The organism is Neotamlana sedimentorum (assembly GCF_000943565.1).
GTDB classification, from domain to species: Bacteria; Bacteroidota; Bacteroidia; order Flavobacteriales; family Flavobacteriaceae; genus Neotamlana; species Neotamlana sedimentorum.
On record NZ_JTDW01000010.1, the window covers coordinates 127,209 to 151,578 of the forward strand.

Annotated in this window: 29 protein-coding genes; 19 read left to right on the forward strand and 10 right to left on the reverse strand. The window is 31.3% G+C overall.

Translation table 11 applies throughout. The features are described 5' to 3' along the window. Nucleotides 1-51 precede the first annotated feature (51 nt). The 3 genes from PW52_RS12880 to PW52_RS12890 all read left to right on the forward strand — a co-directional run bounded on the left by PW52_RS12880 (nucleotide 52) and on the right by PW52_RS12890 (nucleotide 2,639). Nucleotides 52-1,227, forward strand: coding sequence for a C45 family autoproteolytic acyltransferase/hydolase (locus PW52_RS12880; protein WP_044633365.1), 1,176 nt, complete (start codon nucleotides 52-54; stop codon nucleotides 1,225-1,227). A 276-nt stretch (nucleotides 1,228-1,503) separates the two neighbouring features. After that, the gene (locus PW52_RS12885) at nucleotides 1,504-1,986 is read left to right on the forward strand and encodes a YybH family protein (RefSeq protein ID WP_044633366.1); all 483 of its coding nucleotides are present in this window, start codon (nucleotides 1,504-1,506) and stop codon (nucleotides 1,984-1,986) included. Between the two features lie 164 nt (nucleotides 1,987-2,150). Continuing rightward, nucleotides 2,151-2,639 (forward strand): Cif family virulence factor, encoded by a 489-nt coding sequence (locus PW52_RS12890; protein ID WP_131454006.1) that lies wholly within the window; start codon nucleotides 2,151-2,153, stop codon nucleotides 2,637-2,639. A gap of 395 nt (nucleotides 2,640-3,034) precedes the next feature. Here PW52_RS12890 and PW52_RS17555 read toward each other — a convergent pair whose 3' ends face one another. The 4 genes from PW52_RS17555 to PW52_RS12910 form a co-directional block, all read right to left on the reverse strand. Continuing rightward, nucleotides 3,035-3,211 carry a hypothetical protein gene (locus tag PW52_RS17555; protein ID WP_165586777.1) on the reverse strand — a complete coding sequence of 59 codons (177 nt, stop codon included), beginning with the start codon at nucleotides 3,209-3,211 and terminating at the stop codon, nucleotides 3,035-3,037. 16 nt (nucleotides 3,212-3,227) lie between these two features. Next, nucleotides 3,228-3,578 (reverse strand): cupin domain-containing protein, encoded by a 351-nt coding sequence (locus tag PW52_RS12900; RefSeq protein ID WP_044633369.1) that lies wholly within the window; start codon nucleotides 3,576-3,578, stop codon nucleotides 3,228-3,230. 442 nt (nucleotides 3,579-4,020) lie between these two features. After that, nucleotides 4,021-4,266, reverse strand: coding sequence for a hypothetical protein (locus PW52_RS12905; protein ID WP_044633370.1), 246 nt, complete (start codon nucleotides 4,264-4,266; stop codon nucleotides 4,021-4,023). Between the two features lie 100 nt (nucleotides 4,267-4,366). Further along, nucleotides 4,367-4,927: a helix-turn-helix domain-containing protein gene (locus PW52_RS12910; protein WP_044633371.1), complete on the reverse strand. Its 561-nt coding sequence runs from the start codon at nucleotides 4,925-4,927 to the stop codon at nucleotides 4,367-4,369. A 458-nt stretch (nucleotides 4,928-5,385) separates the two neighbouring features. Here PW52_RS12910 and PW52_RS12915 point away from each other — a divergent pair, with 458 nt between their 5' ends. From PW52_RS12915 to drt3b, 3 genes are all read left to right on the forward strand, one after another. Then, complete coding sequence (locus tag PW52_RS12915) at nucleotides 5,386-5,931, forward strand: hypothetical protein (RefSeq protein ID WP_044633372.1); 546 nt, start codon at nucleotides 5,386-5,388, stop codon at nucleotides 5,929-5,931. 234 nt (nucleotides 5,932-6,165) lie between these two features. After that, complete coding sequence (drt3a, locus tag PW52_RS12920) at nucleotides 6,166-7,647, forward strand: antiviral reverse transcriptase Drt3a (RefSeq protein WP_044633373.1); 1,482 nt, start codon at nucleotides 6,166-6,168, stop codon at nucleotides 7,645-7,647. Nucleotide 7,648: 1 nt separating this feature from the next. Next, nucleotides 7,649-9,790, forward strand: a complete 2,142-nt coding sequence (gene drt3b / locus PW52_RS12925; protein ID WP_044633374.1) for an antiviral reverse transcriptase Drt3b — start codon at nucleotides 7,649-7,651, stop codon at nucleotides 9,788-9,790. Nucleotides 9,791-10,065: 275 nt separating this feature from the next. On the opposite strand, the gene PW52_RS12930 is transcribed toward drt3b, so the two are convergent. Next, complete coding sequence (locus tag PW52_RS12930; protein ID WP_044633375.1) at nucleotides 10,066-11,220, reverse strand: THUMP domain-containing class I SAM-dependent RNA methyltransferase; 1,155 nt, start codon at nucleotides 11,218-11,220, stop codon at nucleotides 10,066-10,068. Between the two features lie 194 nt (nucleotides 11,221-11,414). On the opposite strand from PW52_RS12930, the gene PW52_RS12935 reads away from it, so the two are divergent. The 3 genes from PW52_RS12935 to PW52_RS12945 are packed head-to-tail and all read left to right on the forward strand — an operon-like array spanning nucleotide 11,415 to nucleotide 13,301. Then, a complete protein-coding gene (locus PW52_RS12935; RefSeq protein WP_044633376.1) occupies nucleotides 11,415-12,146 on the forward strand; it encodes a class I SAM-dependent methyltransferase in 732 nt (243 codons plus the stop codon). 11 nt (nucleotides 12,147-12,157) lie between these two features. Continuing rightward, nucleotides 12,158-12,832, forward strand: coding sequence for a ZIP family metal transporter (locus PW52_RS12940; protein ID WP_044633377.1), 675 nt, complete (start codon nucleotides 12,158-12,160; stop codon nucleotides 12,830-12,832). A 40-nt stretch (nucleotides 12,833-12,872) separates the two neighbouring features. Beyond that, nucleotides 12,873-13,301 (forward strand): DUF4268 domain-containing protein, encoded by a 429-nt coding sequence (locus tag PW52_RS12945; RefSeq protein WP_044633378.1) that lies wholly within the window; start codon nucleotides 12,873-12,875, stop codon nucleotides 13,299-13,301. Here the strand turns inward: PW52_RS12945 and PW52_RS12950 are convergent, their stop codons facing one another. Then, on the reverse strand, nucleotides 13,302-13,682 hold the full coding sequence (locus PW52_RS12950) for a Fur family transcriptional regulator (protein ID WP_044633379.1): 381 nt from the start codon (nucleotides 13,680-13,682) through the stop codon (nucleotides 13,302-13,304). It abuts the gene before it with no gap. 79 nt (nucleotides 13,683-13,761) lie between these two features. Here PW52_RS12950 and PW52_RS12955 point away from each other — a divergent pair, with 79 nt between their 5' ends. From PW52_RS12955 to PW52_RS12985, 7 genes are all read left to right on the forward strand, one after another. Continuing rightward, nucleotides 13,762-14,172 carry a MerC domain-containing protein gene (locus PW52_RS12955; protein ID WP_044633380.1) on the forward strand — a complete coding sequence of 137 codons (411 nt, stop codon included), beginning with the start codon at nucleotides 13,762-13,764 and terminating at the stop codon, nucleotides 14,170-14,172. After that, complete coding sequence (gene folE, locus PW52_RS12960) at nucleotides 14,165-14,827, forward strand: GTP cyclohydrolase I FolE (protein ID WP_205618139.1); 663 nt, start codon at nucleotides 14,165-14,167, stop codon at nucleotides 14,825-14,827. The genes PW52_RS12955 and folE overlap by 8 nt, the downstream gene beginning before the upstream one ends. A gap of 162 nt (nucleotides 14,828-14,989) precedes the next feature. After that, entirely contained in the window at nucleotides 14,990-15,523 is a 534-nt protein-coding gene (mog, locus tag PW52_RS12965; protein WP_044633382.1) for a molybdopterin adenylyltransferase, read from the forward strand. A 3-nt stretch (nucleotides 15,524-15,526) separates the two neighbouring features. After that, nucleotides 15,527-16,432 carry a GTP-binding protein gene (locus tag PW52_RS12970; protein WP_044633383.1) on the forward strand — a complete coding sequence of 302 codons (906 nt, stop codon included), beginning with the start codon at nucleotides 15,527-15,529 and terminating at the stop codon, nucleotides 16,430-16,432. Nucleotides 16,433-16,469: 37 nt separating this feature from the next. Beyond that, the gene (locus tag PW52_RS12975; RefSeq protein ID WP_044633384.1) at nucleotides 16,470-17,099 is read left to right on the forward strand and encodes an ATP-binding cassette domain-containing protein; all 630 of its coding nucleotides are present in this window, start codon (nucleotides 16,470-16,472) and stop codon (nucleotides 17,097-17,099) included. Beyond that, nucleotides 17,096-18,424, forward strand: a complete 1,329-nt coding sequence (locus tag PW52_RS12980; protein ID WP_044633385.1) for an ABC transporter permease — start codon at nucleotides 17,096-17,098, stop codon at nucleotides 18,422-18,424. The genes PW52_RS12975 and PW52_RS12980 overlap by 4 nt, the downstream gene beginning before the upstream one ends. Further along, the gene (locus tag PW52_RS12985; RefSeq protein ID WP_044633386.1) at nucleotides 18,414-18,851 is read left to right on the forward strand and encodes a hypothetical protein; all 438 of its coding nucleotides are present in this window, start codon (nucleotides 18,414-18,416) and stop codon (nucleotides 18,849-18,851) included. Before PW52_RS12980 ends, PW52_RS12985 begins: the two co-directional genes overlap by 11 nt. Nucleotides 18,852-18,854: 3 nt before the next feature. Here PW52_RS12985 and PW52_RS12990 read toward each other — a convergent pair whose 3' ends face one another. From PW52_RS12990 to PW52_RS13000, 3 genes are read right to left on the reverse strand one after another with little or no spacing between them, the layout of a single operon-like run. Then, on the reverse strand, nucleotides 18,855-19,346 hold the full coding sequence (locus tag PW52_RS12990) for a GNAT family N-acetyltransferase (RefSeq protein WP_044633387.1): 492 nt from the start codon (nucleotides 19,344-19,346) through the stop codon (nucleotides 18,855-18,857). Nucleotides 19,347-19,349: 3 nt separating this feature from the next. After that, nucleotides 19,350-19,976 carry a PAQR family membrane homeostasis protein TrhA gene (trhA, locus tag PW52_RS12995; protein WP_044633388.1) on the reverse strand — a complete coding sequence of 209 codons (627 nt, stop codon included), beginning with the start codon at nucleotides 19,974-19,976 and terminating at the stop codon, nucleotides 19,350-19,352. After that, nucleotides 19,976-20,659: a DUF4294 domain-containing protein gene (locus PW52_RS13000; protein ID WP_044633389.1), complete on the reverse strand. Its 684-nt coding sequence runs from the start codon at nucleotides 20,657-20,659 to the stop codon at nucleotides 19,976-19,978. The genes trhA and PW52_RS13000 overlap by 1 nt, the downstream gene beginning before the upstream one ends. 103 nt (nucleotides 20,660-20,762) lie before the next feature. Between PW52_RS13000 and PW52_RS13005 the strand changes: the two genes are divergently transcribed. The 3 genes from PW52_RS13005 (at nucleotide 20,763) to PW52_RS13015 (ending at nucleotide 23,199) form a co-directional block, all read left to right on the forward strand. Next, nucleotides 20,763-21,851 (forward strand): M42 family metallopeptidase, encoded by a 1,089-nt coding sequence (locus PW52_RS13005; RefSeq protein WP_044633390.1) that lies wholly within the window; start codon nucleotides 20,763-20,765, stop codon nucleotides 21,849-21,851. A 118-nt stretch (nucleotides 21,852-21,969) separates the two neighbouring features. Then, on the forward strand, nucleotides 21,970-22,527 hold the full coding sequence (locus tag PW52_RS13010; protein ID WP_044633391.1) for an NUDIX hydrolase: 558 nt from the start codon (nucleotides 21,970-21,972) through the stop codon (nucleotides 22,525-22,527). Next, nucleotides 22,528-23,199 (forward strand): PrsW family intramembrane metalloprotease, encoded by a 672-nt coding sequence (locus PW52_RS13015; protein WP_044633392.1) that lies wholly within the window; start codon nucleotides 22,528-22,530, stop codon nucleotides 23,197-23,199. A 14-nt stretch (nucleotides 23,200-23,213) separates the two neighbouring features. On the opposite strand, the gene PW52_RS13020 is transcribed toward PW52_RS13015, so the two are convergent. Continuing rightward, nucleotides 23,214-24,230: a zinc-binding metallopeptidase family protein gene (locus PW52_RS13020; protein ID WP_044633393.1), complete on the reverse strand. Its 1,017-nt coding sequence runs from the start codon at nucleotides 24,228-24,230 to the stop codon at nucleotides 23,214-23,216. Nucleotides 24,231-24,370 lie beyond the last annotated feature (140 nt).

Here is a 24,370-nt window from a genome sequence, read left to right on the forward strand (position 1 = left end):
CATTAAAACAGACCTGATATCAATAAAGTTGGCAATAATTAAATAAAAATTATGAGACTATTAACCAAATTATTAATTGTAGCAATACTGCTAATAAGCTGTTCTCAAGAACCAATAAATAGAGAACTTAAAATGGTAAGTTTTGAAGGTTCTGGCTATGAATTAGGATATCAACATGGTACACAATTAAAAGAAGAAATTGGCGAAGTAATTAAAGCTTGGAAAACGAATGTTGAAATACTATTAGATGAAGATGCGAATATTATTATAGATAATTTTTTTGATTATGCAGATTTTAGCGAATCTATTATGAAATGGACTCCCGATTTGTATGAAGAAATTAAAGGAATCGCTGAAGGTTCAGGACAACGTTTTAATGATGTTTTTGTTTTGAATTTACTTGATGAATTTTGGGTGTATTTAGATAATAAATTTAATCATCATTGCAGTGGAATTGGTGTTCCTGCTAATAATGGAAATCCAGGTTACCTATCGCAAAACATGGATCTTGAAAACTATACAGATGGTTTTCAGGTTCTCATGCGTTTAAATAGAACAGCTAATCGACCCGAACAGCTCATTTTAACTCATCCAGGTTTAATAGCTTTAAATGGACTTAATGAAAAAGGTATTGGAGTGTGCGTTAATACCATAATGCAATTAAGAGCATCTGCATCCGGTTTACCAGTTGCCTTTGTGATTAGACGAATTATCAACTCAAGTGAGCGGGAGGACGTGTTAAATTTTGTGCAAAATGTAAATCATGCTTCAGGACAAAATTATATTATTGGTATTAAAGGAGATGTTTTTGATTTTGAAGCTTCTGCGAATAAAGTTGTTCGGTTTAATCCAATGAATGCAAATGGAACGGTTTATCATACAAATCATCCTTTAGTAAACGACGATGTAAAACCTTCATATGAAAAATATAACCCTAACTTGCCTGAAGAATCAAAACCATCAAAATTTAATAGCTTATACAGGTTTGAAGCTGTAGAAAAAAGAATAGCAACTAGCACAGAATTGAACGAATCTATTCTGATGGAAACTTTAAAATCTAAAGACAATAAAAATAATCCTGTTTGTGTTACAAATCTCAACAATGGTTATGGATTCACTTTTGCATCAATCGTAATGGAAATATCCGAACAGCCTTATATTACACTAACTGTTGGTCCACCAGACGAATCTGAATATAAAAGATTTGATTTTTCAAGCAATAATTAATAACTATTGCCAACACCGCATATAATTTATTGCTAGTTCTCGTTTACTTACAAAAATCATAGCTAATTAAACTTAGCCTTCTTACTACCTTCGTACATTACATATTTTACCAAACACGATTCTATTTTCGCGTAGTTTGTTTTATTTTAATAACAAATCACTAAAAAATACGTAGATATACGTATTTGCTTTTTTACAGAAAAAGTCGAACTTGCTTAGCATTCGGTATAAGTCATTAAAACAGACGTTATATCAATAAAGTCGTAACATTTAAAAATGAGATATCTAATATTAATTTTTGCTCTTTTTTTTGGAATTCAAACGGTTATTTCACAAAACATATTGGAATCTGACAGTTTACAAATTGTAAATAAAATTGACGATTGGAATAGGGCTTGGAAAACCAAAGACGTGGAATTAGCCTGTAAATGGTATTCAGAAAATGCTGATTTTACTAATGCATTCGGATTTAATCGAATAGGTCAATTAGAAATACAAAAATATCTAACTGAAGTTTTTGGATTTGACTTTGTAATGGCTGGAAATACTGAACAGACTTCATTAAAACTCAAAAAAATATCTGACAAAGCAATTTTAGCTATTACAACTGTTGATCGGAAAGGACAAAAAACAGCGAACAACAAAAATTTGGAAACTCGAAAAACTACCCATTATCGATTATTTGAAAAAACTGAACAATGGAAAATTACGGCACACCTTATTTCAGATGCAAGAAGTATTAATACGAAAAAACACTAAAACGTTTTACAAACTTAAGACGTGTATAATTAATTGTTTGGTTCGTGTGTACTCGGAAAATTCCTGTGGAATTTTCCTCTGGTCTGTTTTCTTTTATTAATTTAGACCTAGCCAACACAACGAAATCATACACAACACGTTATGTGCAATTAAAACCAACCAATATGAAAAATTTAAAATTACAATTATGTCTAATGACATTTATGACATGTTTTCTCATCGGATGTAAAAATGACATTAAAGAAGGACTTGCAACAAAAACTTCTGATTCAGAACTGACAACCCTTATAACAAAACAAGTTGACAGTCTTTATTCAGTTTATGAAAAGTTTGATTATGATTGGATAGAATTTTACGCTGATAACTACGATGCAATTTATCCAAATTCAACAATTCAACATTTAACAAAAGATTCTTTAAAAGCACAATGGGAACAGATTTACACTAAATATGATGTACAACTTATTCATCGAGGAAGACCAACTATCATTCCGTCGGAAGATATGGCTATTTCATATAACACCTTTAATGAAATATTTATTAATAAAGAAAGTTCGGATACTATAAAAAATGTTGGTACATACATTATTAATTGGAAAAGACAATCAGATGATTCTTGGAAAATAGTATTTGAAACTTTACAAAATCATTGAAAACTGCACACAACAACGTGCATAATTACTTGCTAGGTCTAGCTTGCTTACGAATATTTCTGCAGAATATTCTATCTGTGTTTTATTTACTAAATTAGTTCCTCAAACACGCAACTAACCATACACAACACGATAAGCACCAAAACCCTAGCTAATTAAACTTAGCCTTCTTACTACCTTCGTACATTACATATTTTACCAAACACGATTCCATTTTTGCGTGGTTTGTTTTATTTTTAAAAATAATAAATCACTAAAAAATACGCGTATTTACGTATTTACTTTTTTACAAAAAAAATGCAACTTGCTTATCGTCTGATATAAATCATTCAAACAGACGTTATATCAATAAAGTTACCCAACATTTGAAAAAAACTTGCTCTATTCAACTATATCTAGTTTTCATTTTTATAGAATTCAATTTCTCTTTCAAAATAAACTTCTTCTTTTTCTTCTGGATGATTATATACATCACAATAGTAGACTTTTCTAGCAAAAATTCTAACTTTTAGAGATTTTGTAGGATTAACTTTTGCACACACTATATCACCTGATTTAAATAAATTACTCATAATTATTGTTTTTATTCTATGGTTCTAAATCATCATAGCCACTTTTTAAAATTATTGAGAGCATCTTAAATCTTTCATTTGCTTCAATTGTGTATAGGATATGACCTGGAATAATCATGGAATCATTCTCTTGTAAGTAAGTAGATATGTCTTCTACCACAATTTCTGCTTTTCCTTCAATGACATTCACAAAAGTTGAAAAAGGTGTTAGTTTGGGCTTATACACTTTACCATAATCCAACGCTAAAGCCTTTATATTGCCTGTTTTTTTATTTAAAATGTGCTTAACAATTATGGTATTGGAAACATACTTTAGTTTATCGCTAATGTTAAATGCCTTAAGGTTTTCAAATTCATAATTATTCATAATGCAAATTGTATTTACTCATCTTTTTTGATTCGTCTCTTTTCTGCTTTAGCTTGTTTCTTTTCTTTAGCTGTCCTAGTTGGTGCTGTTTTACTGTTTTTAGCTTTGCCGCTTTTTTCTTTTGACATGATTATAATTTTTAGACGTTAATTAATAAGGATTTATAGTCTATTTATATGGTTGAAAAAGCTAAGTATATATACCCTATATTTTACCAAAACAAGAAAGCAGACTTTTAAGTCTGCTTTTCTAATCCCAGATAATTTAATTTACCTAGACTTCTCTAACTGATTAATAGCTTTACAAAGTTAACGATGAGATTGTTTATTAAGTTATACACCTTGTAGCCATAGTTACATAAATCACTGATTTAAAATAAAGACCATAAAAAAGAACAGTTTAGTAAAAAACTGTTCTTAATTCATAGACTTAACTTAATATTCTAGATTGCATTTGCAATGCTTTTATAATTTGATTTCAAGATACCTACAACTTCATTTCTGTCCTTCTGTAACTTGTTTTCTAATCTTTTGATTAAATCTAATTCTTTACCACTTTCAAATTTCACATCTTCTGAAGTTAATTTTGGATATTTTACCTTCAAGGCTTGAGATTGTTTGTCCCAATCACCACTAAATTTAAATAGCTCACTTGTTTTTTTCTCGCCTTCTTTGTTCTTGGTTTCCATAATTATGTATTTAAAGTAGTGCTTAATTGTACTACTATCACAAAGATGACGGCAACTACCTTAAATTGTGTTACACAACTGACATTTAACATTACACATGTTACAGATTCTCTAGATTCTGCTTTCTTTTTTGTCCTATTTTTTTATAAAAAGTAGGTGTATGTCCAGTAACTTTTTTGAATTGATTAGACAAATGAGCAACACTACTGTAATTTAATTTATAGGCGATTTCAGTGAGATTAAGTTCGTTGTAAAGAATCAATTCTTTTGCCCTTTCTATTTTGTGTTTAATAATAAAATGCTGAATAGTAATTCCTTTTACTTCTGAAAACAAATTTGATAAATACGTGTAATCATAATTCAATTTTTGTGCTATGTAATCTGAATAATTAACTTTTAGGACTTCATCGGAATAATGAATCATTTCTATAATCACGTTTTTAATTTTATCAATAAGAATACTTCTATTATCATCTATTAATTCTAACCCTGATTTAGCTAAATTTAATTTGAATTCTTGTTTTTGAGATTCAGAAATATCTTCTTTTATTTCAATCATTCCAAGCTCAACACTTATATAGTGCAAACCCAGTTTTTCTAGCTCATTTTTAACGAAAAGCTTGCATCTTAAGCTTACCATGTATTTAATATAAAGCTTCATTAATTTTTAGGAATTAAAATGCGTTTCTTATTTAGTTAAAGATAAACTATATAAGTCATTTTGTATAGAAAGTTGACTGAAAGAAAAAACGTTGGGTAACACCGTATAAAATTAATTGCTTGGTTCTTGCCTACTTGGAAAATCCTCGCGGACTTTCTATATGTGATTTATTTGCTAAATCTAGTGCTTAAACACGCAACTAACCATACACAAAACCGATAACCACCAAAAAACCAACTAACTAAACTTAGCCTTTTTACTACCTTCGTACATTACGTATTCTACCAAACACGATTCTATTTTCGCATGGTTTGCTTTATTCAATAACAAATCACTAAAAAAATAAGTATATATACCTATTTGCTTTTTAACAGAAAAAGGCGAACTTGCTTATCGTCTGATATAAGTCATTAAAACAGACGTTATATCAATAAAGTTATGTGTAATAAAACTATGCTATGGAAGCTGAAGAAATTAAAATACTGATAAGTGCAACTCAACTGATTATTGTGTTAGTGGGAGCAGCTTGGGCATATTTTAGACTTTGGAAAGAAGGAATACACAGACCTAGAATTCAATTCGAAATTGAATTTAACCCTTTCGAACATATTGATAAAGAAAGACCTGTTGAATTTAGAATAATCATAAATAATAAGGGCTTAACAAAACATCAGTTTTACAAAATTAATTTAAGAGTTCGAGGGATTGGCGCAGGTGAAAATTTGGAGTTGTGGAAAGGTAATGAACCTAGATTATTATTTCCTCATAAACTTATTGATACAGAAGTAATTTACAAACAAAAGTATAACTATGTTTTCGTTGAACCTGGAGTGGAACAAATATTGAATTACAATACTAAATTGCCATCATCACTAAGGTTAATACAAGTAAGGGCTGAATTCGAATATGACAGAAGTAAGAATCATAGTGTTGAAAGAATATTTGAACTAAGAACTACACATAACACTGTATATAAAACGATAAGCACCAAAAACCCTAGCTAATTAAACTTAGCCTTCTTACTACCTTCGTACATCACATATTTTACCAAACACGATTCTATTTTCGCATGGTTTGCTTTATTTTAATAACGAATCACTAAAAAATAAGTATATATACCTATTTGCATTTTAACAGAAAAAGACGAACTTGGTTCGCGTTTGGTATAAGTTATTAAAACAGACGTTATATCAATAAAGTTGTAGCCAATACGAGAAAAACACAAAGAAACCTATAAAATGCTAGACCAATCATTCTCATATGAAAATTTCAGAATACTCCTTGATGTTGAGAATAGGAAAGGTCGTTACCTTGAAGATAAAGTATTTTTCAATACAGACATTTTTAAAAAATCAAGAGAGGTTTCCGATTCTATAATTTCAAAAAATAAAGAAATAAGGGAAGAGGCTTACAAAGTAAAGTCGATAACGAAAATCGACGATAGGGATTTCACAAAACTTGATAAGTTAAACTCAGAAAAGGACGAACTTAAAAAAACTAGAGAAAAAGAACTCGAAAACATTTTAATAAAAATAGCAGAAAAAACAGATGTTGAAGATTATGAATTAAAAATCAAAAAAGGACAAATAAAGTGGGGTAGTCAATTATATGAGATTGAACATAATCCTGAAAATTATTTTGTTACTAAGCAGTTACAGAGAAACATCTATAAAACATTTAAAGTTAAACAAGCTAACAGAAAGGTAATTGTTGACCAATTAAAATTATTACTTGACGATGGCTTTCCTAAAATAATCATCAGGACAGACATTAAAAAATTCTACGAGTCTATTCCACATAAGGAGCTTTTAGCCAAAATTGAAGAAAATAGCCTACTTAGCTATCCCTCTAAAAAAATCATAAGACGCGTTTTAAACCAATACTGGAAAATATTAATAACAGACGGGATAAAAACACATGATGATGAACGTGTAGGAATACCAAGAGGTATCGGCTTTAGTGCTTATTTAGCTGAATTATATTTAAGAGGTTTTGATAAAAAAGTTAAATCATTAAATAACGTAACCTATTACTGTAGATATGTAGATGACATTGTTATTATAATAACTCCTAATCATAAAAATGAAAGTAAGTCTATTAAAACTTATAAAAATGAAGTTAAAAATATATTATTAAGTTCAACTAGATTAAAAATAAACACAATCAAAACAAAGGTAATTGACCTGACACCGAATAATCAAGACAGAAAAAGATCTATCAAATATGAATTAACATATTTAGGCTATAAATTTATAATATCTTACAGTAAAAAAGAGAAATCAATTACCAAAGATGATATTCAAATCGTCATGTCTAATGACAAATTTGAAAGGTATAAGAAAAAAATAGACAATTCATTTTCAGATTATTATACTTCGATTGCAAAATATTCAGCAAAGAAAAGCTCAACTGAAAGAATGCTATTAAAACGAATAAAGTTCTTAACTAATAATCATCAACTCCTAAGAAGGAAAAGTAATGTTTTTATTGGTATTTATTTTTCTAATGAGTTTCTAAGTATGCCTTATTCTGATTTAAAAAAACTCGACAATTACTTAAAAGGCAAAATAACTGCCTTACCTTCTTGTACAAATAGTCAACTTATCGATAAACTAAAAAAGATGTCTTTTGAAAATGGTTTTAAAACAAAAAGCCTAGTAAGATTTAATACAAAATCATACAAAAATGGGAAAATGACTCAAATCTGGAAAAACTTATAGAATGAAAAAGAAAATTCCAATATCATATTCCAAAGAACGAGTTGTTTTGTCTGATGTTTTACCATATGAAACACCAGTAACTTTTTCCAATAGATATTTTTATAAATACTTAATAAACAGTCAAAAATTCCATAACAAACTTAACAAATTAAAAAGTAAAGAGAAAGCTGATTATAAATTAAAATGCGGAAAAGCATACTCTGAAATAGAATCAATTCTTTTTGGTGTTAAAGAAAAGACTATACCATTTAGGTTTAATATCACACATAAAAAAAATGACTTTAGGGAATTGTGCGTAATTCATCCTGTTAGCCAACGTAAGATGGTAGAATTTTATGAAAAATATAAAAACATAATAGTCTATTATTCCTCATTAAGTCCTTTTTCAATTAGAAAGCCATCCAAGGTGGCAAATTTTACATTTTACAATGATGTACTTCATAAAAGAAATGAAGATAAAGACTTGCAACACTCCCAAATTGAACAAGATGATAGTGAGTACGAAAACTTAAAATCATTTTTTAGTTACAGAAAATACAGTAACATCCATAAATTTTATGAATCATATCAATTTCATAGAAGTGAAAAAAAGTATAATAAACTACTAAAAATAGATATCACAAAATGTTTCGATAGCATATACACTCATACTCTTCCTTGGGCATTAACAAATAAAAGAATAGTTAAATCAAATATTAATTCATTAGAAGCTACTTTTGGTGGTAAATTTGATTGTTTAATGCAAGACCTAAATGCAAATGAAACAAATGGGATTATTATTGGTCCAGAATTCTCAAGAATATTTGCCGAATTAATTTTACAACAAATAGATGTTAATATCTACGAAAGACTAAAATCAATAGATTCTAAAGAAAGCAATTTAATACATAAGGTCGATTATGAGATTTTTAGATATGTAGATGACTACTTTATTTTTTACAATGAAGAATCACAGATAGATAAAATAACTGAAGCATTTAAGTTGTCATTAAAAGAGTATAAAATGTACTTGAACGATAAAAAGTCATTATTATATTCCAAGCCAATAATTACAGAAATAAGTATTGCTAAACAAAAAATAAATGACCTTTTTAATAATCATTTAGTTTTAAAAGAAAAAGAAATAATAGAAGAAGATAATGAGCAGTCAAATTCAATACTATATTTCAGTTCTAATAATGTAATAACTCGATTTAAATCAATTATTAAAGAATCTGAAGTAGAATACAAGGACATAATGAATTACACATTAGCTGTCCTAGATAATAAAACTAAAAAATTAATCAAAAAGTATAAAAATTTTGAAAATGAAATCACCATTAAAACTCAAAAAGAATTTGAAAAAGGGTTTTTAGAAATTCTTGATGTAACATTCTTTTTATACTCTGTTTCACCCAAAGTTAATTCAACAATCAAAGTTTGTCTAATAATTGACAGAATTAATAGTTTTTTGAAAAAAAACAAAACAAATCAATATAAAGAACCGTTCACTTCTAATAATAAACATAACATTTTCAAAAAAATATCAGATGAAATAAATTTAATTCTTCACAAAAATAAAAGCAAAAAAGAAACTCAAATTGAGACGCTTTATCTCTTAATTGCATTAAGTCAATTAGGAAGGGAATATAGATTAAATATAAATGTTTTATGCTCATACTTTAATGCAACAATTAAACAAAAAGATTCTGTAAATTTTAATAGTGAATTAAACTATTTTTCAATAACTGTTTTGCTCTTTTATATTAAAAACATTAAAGCTTACGCTCCTATTTTGGAAGAGTTGAAAAATGTTATTCTAGAAAAATTTAAAACAGGCAAAGTTTATGGCTGGAAAGATGATACAGAATTAATCTTACTGTTTTTTGATATAATGACTTGCCCATATCTTAATAACGAAGTCAGGTCACATCTTAAATGGAAAGTTAAAGATGCTAAAACAAGAGGTTCAAAAAGTTTAAAAATCTATATTAAAGAGTTAAAAGATGAAAAATATAAGTACAAAAAAGAATTATTATCTTTAGTCGATATTAAGGACAATCAAATTACATTAATTGAGCAAGAAAAATTCTGGTTTACAAAATGGACAGAGTTTGATTTTGGACTAGAACTCCAAGCTAAAAGAAGTCAAGAAGTGTATTAAGGCATACCGTAACTGACAGCTAGCAATAGCGACACACACAAACGGTGTAAGTAAACTCTATAGCTGAGTTCTTACTAAAAAGTAGTCTGAGTCAGGGGCTACTTTTAATTAAACCAATAAAAAGTACTGGCTACAACATTGTATAAAAACAATAGCGGTTCAATCGCTAAAACGAAAGTAAGTAAATATAATAAAGGTCTGTGTTTAACCGAAAAGTTAGTGTATTTTAATCCGGTACTATTCTTATACTAACCGATAAGCAACACAAACTAATCCTAATTAAACTTAGCTTTCTTACTACCTTCGTACATTACATATTTTACTAAACGCGATTCTAATTTAGCGTTGTACAGTTGTATTTTTCGCGAAGGGCGCAAACCAACATGTTTTAAAGCATTTAAATTACTGGTAATAAACCAGGCATCGGTGCCTGGGTAACTTTGTTTAAGGGTATCGCCTATGTTTTTGTAAAACAATTCCATATCAATATTTAAACGTTCGCCGTAGGGCGGGTTAAACACCATGTGCAATTTTTCGTTTCCGCCTTTTTGGGTTTTAAAGAAATCTTCGTGTTTTACGGTAATAAAATCGTCTAATTGGGCATTTTCTGCATTTATTTGTGCCTTTTTTACGGCACTTGGTGCTTTATCGTAACCTATTATTTTATGGTGAAAATCGCGTGTTTTTTTAAGTAACGATTCTTCAATTTTTTCAAATAACTCCACATCCCAATCTGGCCAACGCTCAAAAGCAAACTCTTTGCGCATTAAGTTTGGCGGTATGTTACAGGCAATCATAGCCGCTTCAATTAGCATAGTGCCTGAGCCACACATGGGGTCCATAAAATCGCTTTGTCCATCCCAACCAGATAGCATAATTAATCCTGCTGCCAACACTTCGTTTATAGGCGCAATGTTTGTAGCGGTTTTATAACCACGTTTATGTAGGGAATCGCCAGAGGTATCTAACGAAATATTACAGTGGTTTTTACTAATATGCACGTTTATTTTAACGTCGGGAAACTTTAAATCTACACTTGGGCGCTCGCCGGTAGTTTCACGAAACTTATCTACAATAGCATCTTTTGTTTTTTGTGCTATAAATAAGGAATGCGAAAACAAATCGGAGTGTATGGTAGCATCTACAGCCAAGGTACCGTTGGATTTTAGGTATTTACTCCAATCCATGGCGTAAATGTTTTTATATAAATCGGTTTCGTTTTTTACTTTAAACGAATGTATAGGCTTTAAAATTTTTATAGCCGTACGCAACGCTAAGTTTGCCTTGTACATAAAGCCTTTATCGCCTACAAACGAAACCATTCGCACACCTTTGTTTATGTTTTGCGCACCTAACTGTATAAGTTCGTTTTCTAATATATCTTCGAAGCCAAAAAGGGTTTTGGCTATCATTTTAAAGTTTTCTTCCATAGTTTATATAAAATACATTGCAAAAATAATGTAATTTTGCCCGAAACATAAAGTTTACTGATATTTAGGTTAAGGATTGCAGTGGCATCCTTTTTATTTAGGTTGGTGTAATGCGATAGCAATTACAACGAACTAAATAAAAAGATATAACGGAAAGCCTGACCGCGCCTAAGCGTGGTAACCTCCAAAAAATTATGACAAAACAAACTACCAAATGGTTTACTTCGTGGTTTAACACCCCGTTTTACCACACGCTATACAAAGATAGAGATACTACAGAGGCCGAGGTTTTTATGAATAACCTTACCAATTACCTTAATTTACCCGAAAACGGACAAATTTTAGATTTAGCTTGTGGCAAAGGCAGGCACTCTAAATACTTAAACAGTATTGGTTACAATGTTACGGGTGCCGATTTAAGCGAAAATAGTATTGCTTTTGCTAAACAGTTTGAAAATAGTAGCCTACATTTTAAGGTGCATGATATGTGCCAACCTTTTGGCGAAACTTTTGATGCTGTTTTTAACTTGTTTACTAGTTTTGGGTATTTTGATTTTGATGAAGATAACCTAAATACCCTAAAAGCCATTAAAAGCAACTTAAACGAATCGGGGTTTGGGGTTATCGATTTTATGAATAGCGATTTTGTTATTGATAATTTAGTACCCGAAGAGGTTAAAACCGTAGACGATATTACCTTTTATTTAAAACGTTTTGTTGATAATGGCTATATTGTTAAAGATATTAGTTTTACACACGAAGGCGAAAACTATAATTTTCAAGAGCGTGTGCGTGGGTTTTCGTTAAAAGATTTTGAAGCCTTGTTTGAAGCGGCCGATATATTTTTATTGGATACTTTTGGCGATTATAAATTAAATAAGTTCGATGTAAAACAATCGGAACGTTTAATTATGATATTTAAATAATTTTAAGTTAAATGATTAAGTTTCTCTTACCTGTTATTGCTGTTATTTTAGGTATTGTTTTGGCTTTTTTTACTAAAAAACAAAAGTCTTGGAACAACAAATTATTATTATCGTTTAGTGGTGCTTTTTTATTAGCCTTAACCTTATTTGAATTACTACCAGAAGTTTACCATCACCTGGACACCAAACTTACTGGCCTTTTAATAATGGGCGGTATTTTACTGCAAATTGTTTTAGAGCTTTTCTCTAAAGGTGCAGAGCATGGGCATGTTCATGTAAATAAAAACGACAGTACATTCCCATGGCTATTATTTATTAGTTTATGTATTCATAGTTTTTTAGAAGGCTTCCCTATACACGACCACAACACCATGGTACTTGGTGTTTTGGTGCATAAAATTCCTATTGCTACTATGGTTACATTGTTTTTACTGCAGTCGCATTTTAGTAAAACACAAAGTCTTTTATTTTTAGTAGTTTTTGGGTTAATGACGCCTTTGGGCACTTTAATATCGAACACCGCCAACTTAAATCACGACACGGTAAGCGCCATAAACGCTATTGTTATTGGTATATTTTTTCATATTAGTACTACGATTTTGTTTGAAAGTGGCGACGGACATAAATTTAATTTATCGAAATTTGTGGCTATAATTTTAGGGGTTGCCGTTGCCTATTTTATTTAATTTATCGCTTTCACGGAACGACCAAATAGAAAAATTTTAAATGTTTAGTAAAGAAGAATCGCGCATATTACGACAAGATTTCTGGATTAGCTTTGGAAAATCTTTTCCGAGAAAATGGATTTTGTACGATACAAAACTGAAAGGCTTTAGCTTTAAATTCCATTTTGATACTAAAAAAGCTTTAGTAGCGCTTGATGTTGAAGACGATTTAGAATTTAGAATTAAATACTGGGAAAAATTAGTAGCCTTAAAAAGTATTTTACACGACGATTATTTGCCTAATGCCATTTACGAAGAAGAATATTTTCTTGAAAACCAAAAAGAAATTTCTAGAATTTACGTGCCTTTAGATCAAAAGGTTTCTATACACAACAAAAACACCTGGCAACAAGTAATGGCGTTTTTTAATGAAAACATGAGCTTATTCGAAGCCTTTTTTGAAGAATATAAAGAGGTTATTGAAGGCTAACTAATTACAACAAGCTTCACATTTTCCTTGAATTAATACTTGAGCGCCTACTACTTCCCTATTTGGTAGTTTTGGTATTGTAATATCTACATTTAAACAATCTATTTTTCCGCAATCGGTACATTGAAAATGCGGATGCACATCGGAATGCTTGTGCTCACTACAATCTTTACAGGGCGCATACCATTTTATACCGTTAACTCCTAAAAAGGAATGTAAAACACCATCGTCTTCTAGCCTATCTAAAACACGATACACTGTGGTTTTATTTATTTTATCGTTAAATCTATCAACCAAATCTATTACAGATATAGCTTTACTATCTGCCTTAAAAGCTTCTAAAACTAAACTAACCGACTGTGTTTTACGTACAACTCCCATATCACAAATTTAATACAACTTAGTTGCATTAACAAACAATATAAGTATATTTGCAACTTAGTTGCATTAATAGTTAAAAATGAAAACAACCTTATACAAGCCAGATTCTTGGGGCGCCATGGCAAGCTTTTTATGTTTAATACATTGTTTATTAACGCCTTTTTTGTTTATAGCTCAAACATCGGTTGCTGCATGTTGTGCCACAGAAACCGTACCCGTATGGTGGCAGTCTATAGATTTTGTTTTTATTGTAATATCCTTTTTTGCCGTTTACCAATCTACCAAAAACAGCACTAATAATGCTGTTAAAAAAAGTTTTTGGGTGTGTTGGGGATTCTTGTTTTTTTTAATAGTAAACGAAAAATTAGAATGGCTCAGCATACCTGAACTTGTTATGTATGCAGTGGCTATTACCATGGTGATACTTCATATTTACAACTTAAAATACTGCCAATGTAAAACCGATAATTGCTGTATAAATAATGAATAAAGATTTAATTGAAAACATTGGAGACAACCATATCTCTACAAACATAGAAACGCCTTTACTACCAAATGCTTTTGATAAAAGTGATGACGAAAAAATAGAAAACATAAAACATCACTTTGCAAAAATAATGGAAGAGTTAGGTTTAGATTTAACCGACGATAGTTTATCTGGAACACCATACCGCTTTGCAAAAATGTATGTAAAAGAGTTGTTTTACGGCTTAAACCCAAAAAACAAACCCAAACTTTCGGTTTTTGAAAACAAATACAAGTATAAAAAAATGCTTGTAGAACAAAACATAACTATCGATTCGTCGTGCGAGCATCACTTTTTACCAATCACTGGGCATGCGCATATTGCTTACATCCCTAAAGATAAAGTTATTGGCTTATCTAAAATTAACCGGCTGGTAGATTATTATGCCCATCGTCCGCAAGTACAAGAACGTTTATCGCTTCAAATTTTAAAAGACCTGCAAGCGGTTTTAAACACCAAAGATGTTATTGTTATGATTTCTGCAAAACACCTCTGTGTATCTTCCAGAGGCATTAAAGACAAAGATAGTTTTACCACAACTATTGAATATGATGGTGCGTTTAACAACGAACTACAACGAAACGAGTTTTTCGGTATTGTTAATAATTCATCAACATAAATTAACCAACTTATTTTAACATGATTGCACAACTCAAAAAATGTTTGCTAACCGATAACGAAGTAAACCTTTGGAAAAACAACCTATTTCCTTATGCAGATTCTTGGCCAATTGAAAATTTCGCACCAACAAATACTTAACTTTGTGTATTAAACAGCAATTATGCAATCCATTAAAATAGGAATAATAACCGTAAGCGATAGAGCTAGTAATGGCGTTTATGAAGATTTAAGCGGAAAAGCCATTATTAATACGCTAAACGACTATTTAACTTCAAACTGGCAAGCTATTTATAAAATTATTCCAGATGAACAAGATGTTATTGAGCAAACTATTATTGATATGGTTGATAACGAAAATTGTTGTTTAGTGGTAACCACAGGTGGCACAGGACCCGCAAAACGTGACGTAACCCCAGAAGCCACTGAAGCTGTTTGCAACCGTATGATGCCTGGTTTTGGTGAGCTTATGCGCGCCGAATCTTTAAAATATGTGCCAACGGCCATTTTATCTAGGCAAACTGCTGGACTTAGAGGCAGCAGTTTAATTATAAATTTACCCGGTAAACCAAAATCTATTCGCGAATGTTTAGATGCTGTTTTTCCTGCAGTACCTTATTGTATCGACCTTATTCAAGGGCCTTATTTAGAGTGTAACGAAAATGTTATTAAACCATTCAGACCTAAAAACAAATAAACCATGGAAGCTGTAATTACCATAGTTGGATTTTTAGGAGCTGGTAAAACCACACTTTTAAAGTACTTAATTGAAAATTTTCAAGCTAAAAACTGGCAACCTTTTGTAATTTTAAACGATTACGAAAACGCCAATATGGATGTACAACAGTTTAGAGAACAGCTTAACTTAAACTCCATAAAACCGTTAAGCGGAAGCTGTATTTGTTGCAGTGGTATGGTAGAGCTGCGCGATACTGTAAACCGCATTCCCGAACGCATAAATGGTGTTACATTAATTGAAGCTAACGGCACATCGGATGCGTGTTCGCTTATGGAATTTTTAGGCGTTGGGCTAAACGAGCGCTTTTTACCCCCCATTCAACTCTCTGTGGTCGATGTAAATAACTGGCAAAAACGAGGCGAACATAACGAATTAGAGTCAAATCAAATTCAAGTGTCTTCCCTCCTAGTTTTAACACATTCAGATCAGGTTGATGCACACCGAAAAAACACCGTTATTCAAGATTTAAAACAATTAAATCCATCTGCACAAATTATAGATTTTAATGCCTTAGATGTGTTATTGTTACCTAAATTATTACCATCTAAAAACAATGCCGAAAAACTTGATCATTTAAAAGCACATTGGGCATCTTGTTCTGTAGATTTACCAGATTTGCCTTCGGAGGAAATAATAAAAAACATATGCGACCACTTGCCAAAAAGTATTTTACGTGTTAAAGGTTGTACAAAGCTTGCTAATAACAATAACTACACTTATTTTGAGCGCAAACCCGATGGTTCTGTTAATATTCGGCCGTTTAAAGGTGTTCCAATTACAGGCGCAAAATTACTAACTATTGGTCCTGGCAGTAAGCCAGAAGTTTTAAATGAGGCGATTGCGTCGCAATTAAATGTAATAAAATAATACCTTATTTAGTTTTAAAGATTTTTTTGAATTAACAATGATACAAACCCAAAATCTTACGTTTAAATATAAAAACCAGAAAACCGCTATTGGCTTTCCTGATATTCATTTAAAAGAAAACGAACATCTTTTAATAGTAGGGAAATCTGGTATTGGTAAAACCACGCTTTTGCATCTTTTAGCCGGTTTATTAAAACCAGAAACTGGAAATGTTACTATAAACAACACCAATATTAACACATTATCGAGCAGTAAACTCGATAAATTTAGAGGTGAAAATGTTGGTTTAGTATTTCAGCAAAAACACGCCATACAATCGTTAAGTGTTATAGAGAATTTACAAGCCCGCTTATTCTTCTGCAATAAAAAAGAAAATCAAAACAAACTAAACGACCTTTTAGAGCAACTTAATTTAACGGCTTGTAAAAACAATAAAATAAACCAGATAAGCGAAGGCCAACTACAGCGTTTAGGCATTGCGCTTTCTGTGGTGCATAATCCACAAGTCATTTTAGCCGATGAACCTACATCGAGTTTAGATGATGAAAACTGTGAGGCTGTAATTAACTTGTTAAAACAGCAAGCCGAAAAAAACAAGGCGCATTTAATTGTAATTACACACGACCAGCGCATAAAGTCCTTTTTTGAAAATACCATGACGCTATGAACATCTGGAAAATTAGCATAAAAAACCTAAAATCGAAATCGTTTTATACGGTTTTAAGTATAGTTATTTTAGCATTAAGTATCACTTTATTGTTGGGTATTCAGCAAATAAAATCTTCATTTGAATACCAAATGGAAAACAATTTAGGTGATATAGATTTGGTAATTGGCGCAAAAGGAAGTCCGTTGCAACTCGTTTTGGCGTCCATTCTTCATTTAGATAATCCCACAGGAAATATAAAATACGCTGAAGCTAAAAAATTAGCAAAAAACCGTTTAATTAAAACGGCAGTTCCTATTTCTTACGGCGATAATTACAAAGGCTATCGCATTGTTGGAACAACCGATGAATTCTATAATTTTTATAACGCCGAATTAGAAAACGGACAATTTACAAAAGAAGCTTTTCAAGTTGTTATTGGAGCAACTTTAGCCAAAAACCTAAATTTAAAATTGGGTGACACTTTTAAAAGTTCCCACGGTTTGGTGGATAATACTATTGATGTTCATGACGATGAGTTAATTGTTGTTGGTATTTTAAAACCCACGCAAAAAGTAATAGATCGTTTAATTGTAACCAATTTAGAAACGGTTTGGGATGTTCATGATCATGAAGAAGAAGAACATACAGACTCGCATGAAGTAGAACATAACGACTCCGAAACTCATGAAGCACATGAACATGACAATGAGCATCATGAACACGACGAACACGACGAACACGATCATGAAACTACGGATGAAGCTCATCACGAGCACGAAAATCATCATGACGAAGACAAAGAAATCACTTCATTGTTAGTACAATTTAGAAGCCCAGTAGCACTTTTAAATTTTCCACGAAAAGTAAACGAAAGCAGTAATTTACAAGCAGCAATTCCTAAATATGAGTTAGACAGATTATACGAATTTACAAGCATTGGGTTTAAAACCATTACTTGGATAGCCTATTTAATACTTATTATATCTGGAATTACCATTTTTGTAAATCTGTATAAAATGGTAAAAGAACGCGCTTTCGATTTAGCAATTTTAAGAACTTACGGCGCAAGTAATTTTCAATTAATTAAAATGATTGCTTACGAAGGTTTTACTGTTGCAATAATTGCTTTTTTAGCAGGTTTCTTGTTTGTAAAAGTTGGTTTAACTCTAGTTTTAAAAACAGCTCGATTAGGTTTTAAACAAAATATTATTAAAACTTTAACCTTTGAAGATGGCATGCAAGTTGCAATATTAGTTTTTATAATGGTAACTTTGTCCATTGCTTTGGCGATTTACCCAATTTTAAAAATGAATATTTCAACTATTTTAAGCAATGAAAAATAAAATATTAATAGCCTTATTTTTAATAACCTCTGCGACTTCTTTTGGTCAAAAACTAATTACTTGGGAAGATTTATCGGAAGTAAAATTTGTAGAAAAATTTTTTCCAGTATACGATGATGTGTTTTTAGTTCCAGAATTTTCTGAATCTATAAAGGCTTTAGAAGGAAAACGTATCACAATTACAGGCTACTTTTTACATATTTCTCCAAAGGACAAATTATACATGCTATCCAAAGGCCCAATGTCGTCTTGTTTTTTCTGCGGTGTTGGCGGTCCGGAAACAGCTATTGAAATGCAATTTGAAGACCGACAAGATTTAAAAACCGACGATATTGTTTCTGTAACTGGTAAGTTAACCTTAAATGCAGACGATGTAGAGCACTTTAATTATATTTTAAGCGAATGTGAAGTTAAACTTCTCGATTAAAAATTAAGCAAGCATTTTTACCATTTCGTAATCGTCCATTACAAAACCGTTGCCAATCTCCACAAGTAACTTTTTTGTAGTTATAAATCCTATGCTTTCATAAGCTTTTATTGATTGGCGATTATACTTATTAACTGTAAGTCTAATATTTAAAAGCCCCATTTTTAGAGCTTCTTCTTCAACAAAAGCGATAGCTTGCTTACCAAAACCTTTTCCGCGAAAGCGTTTTAAAACATATAATTTGCTTAAAAAAAGTGAGTCCTGTTCTGGCTTTATGGCCAAATATCCTAAGGGTTCATTAGCCGAATTTATTATAAAATAAATATAACCAGATTCTATCTGCATTTTTACAGCATCAGCAGATTGATACTTCTTCAACATATACGCTACCTGCTCCTCGCCTATTATTGGTGTATAATGTGATTCCCAAATAGTTTTAGCTAATGCTTCTATTTTGAACAAATCACTTTTAGTTTTAGCAATACAAACTTCCATTCCTTAAATCACAAAAAAATAAACCATAATAAAATGAAATACGGCACCTGCCAATACAAACACATGCCAAATTACATGATTGAAGGGTATTTTCTCGATGACATAAAACACAATACCACCTGTATAAGCAACACCTCCGGCGAATAAATACCAAATTCCGTCATCTCCAATTTGTTGAGATAATGCCGTAAAATCGAAAACCACAAGCCAGCCCATTACTAAATACAACAGCGTTGAAAACACTTCGAACTTTCCTGTAAAAAACAGTTTTAAAATTACACCAAAGGCTGCAATAGCCCAAACCAAATAAAATAGTAACCAGCCTTTACTTTCGTCTAAAGCGATTAGGCAAACAGGCGTGTAAGTTCCAGCTATTAAAAAGTATATGCTTATGTGGTCGAGAATTCTAAAATAGTGTTTCCGCGTTTCATTTTTTATAGCGTGATACAAAGTTGATGCTGTAAACAACACAATTATAGAAAACCCGTAAACCACCACACTAAATAAACTCCAAGTTGTTTTTTGCGAATTATTTACAATTAATAGAAAAAGTGCAAACACACCAAGAACGGCCCCAATAGCATGAGAAATAGCGTTTAGTTTTTCTTCAAAAGGCGATTGTATACGCATTATTTTTCTTTAGATTCTTTGGCGTTTAGCCATTTATCGGTGAGATCGTAAAAATCGAAATCTAAGGCCGATTTTTGACGTTCTAATCGACCACTTTGAAAGTTACGCTGTAAAATATCTTCAATTAAATAATCTTCTTTTTCATTTAATGGATCGAACTCCTTTTTTAAAGAAATATCGAACATACTCGCTGTTGTGTTATACCAAAAGGCACGCCAACCGCTTCGTAAATCCTTTACTAAATCGAAAGCAGTAACGCCGGTTTGCCTATGAATTAGTTTAACTAAAATTTGTCCTTCGGTACGCGAAAATTTCTTGAGTTCTTCAGAAAACTCATTTTCAATATATTTTTGAATGTGTTTTGTGTATTTTTTTTTCTGACTCGATTTTTTTAAGGTAGCCAAACGCGAATTCATGGAGTCTAATCGTTCTGCTGCCAACTTTGCATAAGGGTAAACTTTTATCGTTTTTCGACGTAATATTAAATAACGAATACGGTCTTCTCTGCTATTAAACCGTAACTTATGCAAAAGCATGACCTCATCTAAATTTATAGATGTTTGTGGTACCGAATCGCCTTTAATAATCAGGTATTTTTCCGAAGTAGAATCTTGCTTAAATTCATGCATTTGAGCAAAGCTTAAAAACGGAAATATTAATAGTATGTACTTTAAACGGTTCATCTGTAAAATACTGGAGCATTCTCTATGCCAAAATTACTAATTTACATACTGCAAAACATTTTTTTTCTATTTATATTATTATTTTAGTGCAAAACTTTTATATATGTCACAAAACAGTATTCTAAATACAAAATCGATAGAATTCCTTGAAAAATACTTAAATAATGCTGCCCCAACTGGTTACGAATGGGAAGGGCAAAAATTATGGATGGATTACCTAAAACCTTATGTAGATGAATTTATTACAGACACCTACGGAACTGCCGTTGGTGTAATAAATCCTGAAGCTAAATATAAAGTAGTTATTGAAGGACATGCCGATGAAATTTCTTGGTATGTAAATTATATTTCCGACAACGGACTTATTTACGTCATTAGAAATGGCGGAAGCGACCACCAAATTGCACCAAGTAAAGTGGTTAATATCCATACGAAAAACGGTATTGTAAAAGGTGTTTTTGGCTGGCCTGCAATACATACCAGAAACCGTGCTAAAGAAGAAGCACCAAAACCAGACAACATTTTTATAGATTGCGGTTGTAAAAACAAAGAAGAGGTTGAAAAATTAGGTGTACATGTGGGTTGTGTAATTACCTATCCAGATGAATTTCACATTTTAAACGACAACAAATTTGTTTGTAGAGCCATTGATAATCGTATGGGTGGTTTTATGATTGCAGAAGTAGCTCGTTTACTTAAAGAGAACAAAAAAGAATTGCCTTTTGGGTTATACATTACCAATTCGGTGCAAGAAGAAATTGGATTACGTGGTGCAGAAATGATTACGCAAACCATTAAACCGAATGTGGCGATTGTTACCGATGTTACTCACGATACCACAACACCAATGATTGAAATGAAGAAAGAAGGCCATTTAGAACTTGGACTAGGTCCTGTTGTGGCTTATGCGCCTGCGGTACAACAAAAATTACGCGATTTAATTATTGATACTGCTGAAGCTAAGAAAATTCCATTTCAACGTTCGGCTTTATCTAGAGCAACAGGAACCGACACCGATGCCTTTGCTTATAGTAATGGCGGCGTAGCTTCTGCATTAATATCTTTACCATTGCGCTACATGCACACCACAGTAGAAATGGTACATCGCGAAGATGTTGAAAATGTAATTAAACTTATTTACGAATCGTTATTAAAAATTAACGACGGCGATACTTTTAGTTATTTTGAATAGTATTAATTCCCGCGAAAGCGGGAATCTTTTTTTAGTTAAACCGGTCATTTCGATTCAGTAAAAAAGACTTTTCTCAACACGAAAATATTTTCAAATTGCTTTGTGCAATACCAAAAGTATGGACGAATTAATAGACATTGTAGATAAAAACGGTATCCCAACCGGAGAAACAGCATTAAAATCTGTAATACACGCCAAAGGTTTATTGCACAATACGGCGCACTTATGGCTTTACACCAAAAATGGCGACATTTTATTATCGCAACGCTCTGCAAAAAAGCTTATTTGTCCGTTACTATGGGATGTATCTGTTGCAGGCCATATTGATGCTGGAGAAACCGCAGAAGAAGCATGTTTAAGAGAAACGTTTGAAGAAATTGGCTTAGAACTTGATGAAACTGATTTAGAAAAAATTGGTGCTTTCAAGTGTTTTCAATCGTACGATTATGGTGTACACGATAACGAATTTCATAATACATTTATAGCCGAGTTAAAAGTACCATTATCAAAATTAACACCACAAGAAGATGAAGTTGAAGCTTTAAAATTAATAAGTTTAAAAAATTTTGAAGATTTAATAAACACTCTCGAAATTAACAACAACAATCATTTAATCCCTAGTAATAAAGCATACTACGAAATTGTGCTTAAAAAAATAAAAGAATCGTTAAAATAAATGACTTTATTACTTCTTGCCATAGCGCCAATTTTTATCATAATAATTTACATTTACACGCGCGATTTATACGAGAAAGAGCCTAAAAAACTTTTAGCAATTAGTTTTCTGCTTGGTGCCATTGTAAGTATTATTATAACAAGTATACTTTACTATTTTTTCAATATTTATTTACCTTTAACTGACGGATTAAGTATCATTCAGCAATTTATTCAAGCCTTTTTTGTTGTAGGGTTAACCGAAGAATTTAGTAAGTATATTATTGTGCGCTACTACGCTCAAAAAAAAGTAGATTTTAACGAACCTTTCGATGGTATTGTCTATGCAGTAATGGTATCTATGGGTTTCGCCGCAACCGAAAATATATTTTATGTTCTTGAAGGCGGTTACCAAACAGCTATTTTAAGAGCATTTACAGCGGTACCTGCTCACGCCACATTTGGTATTTTAATGGGATATTTTATGGGTACAGCCAAATTCGCAAAAAACAGAATTATTTTAAATCTTATAGGTCTGTTATTGGCTGTTATTTTTCATGGCGCCTACGATTTCTTCTTATTTATAGACTTTATTCCAGGTATATGGATTGGCGCTTTTATATCACTTTTTATAGGTATTGTATTATCGCGAAAAGCAATAAAAAGACATCAAAACAACTCGGTGTTTAAATAAAAACAATTTGCCAATTAGCTTTTATTTATAAATAAGCTATGAATAAAATTAAGCTTTTTAAATACAGGTTGAGGTACAATAAACGGATAAACATCTGGCAAGCCCATAGAGCGATTTAAACTATTTACAGCAGAAGTTAAAGTCGTACTTTCTTTAAATATTATATTAAAGTCACTTATTAAATAAGGATTAGAGCATTTAAAAACAGGCTCTTCATTAAAGTCTGTTTTTTCACGAGTAAATGCAATGCCTGTTTGGTTACCAGTTTCTAACGTGTCCATAATGTGTAAATAGTGCGCCCATGTTTCGGCCCAATCTTCCCAAGGGTGCGACGTGGCATATTTACTTATGTAATTTAAATTCCAATTTTTAGGGGCTCCGTTATTATAATATGTTTGTAATGCCTTACCATAATCTTGTCGTTCATCATTAAAAAAACTTCTAAATGCGTTGAGGCTGCTTGAATTATTATTAAAAAAATACATCCAATAATAATGCCCAATTTCATGTCTAAAATGTCCTAAAAGAGTTCGGTAGCGTTCATTCATTTCAACTCTATTTTGCTCCCGTGCTACAGCATCCGCTTCAGTTAGCAAAATTGTTACAACACCATTACTATGTCCTGTTAATTTATTCTCTTTGTTATCTTTAGACAAAAAATCGAAAGCAATACCTTCATCATCATCTAGTTTTGGAACAAGAGGTAACTTTAATTTAATAAGCTGATAAATTAACCGATGCTTTGCTATTTCTAATTTTTTCCATTTATTAAAATTTTCGATATCATTTGCATGAGGTACTTTTCGGTTTAAGGCACACGCTTTGCAGAATTTAGAATTATCGGTCTTTGGTAGTAACCAATTGCACACAGCATACTTTTTATTTTCGCAAAACTTTAAATTTCTATTTAAACGCGTAGATTCAAACGCATCCGAAATGGCATTGTAACCAACTTTCTCGTGGCATTTAACACAACTTGAATTTTCAAAAAATAAATCGGATTTACATTTTGGACAACTAAAAATTTTCATACTACAACATTTGTTTAACTATATAATTAATCGTCTAGCAATAAATACTAAAAATAGATTAAACTCTCTAAGCGACAAAACTATTATCAATAAACTATTTCTAAATAATAACATTTTGTTAATTAATTATAAAAACCATT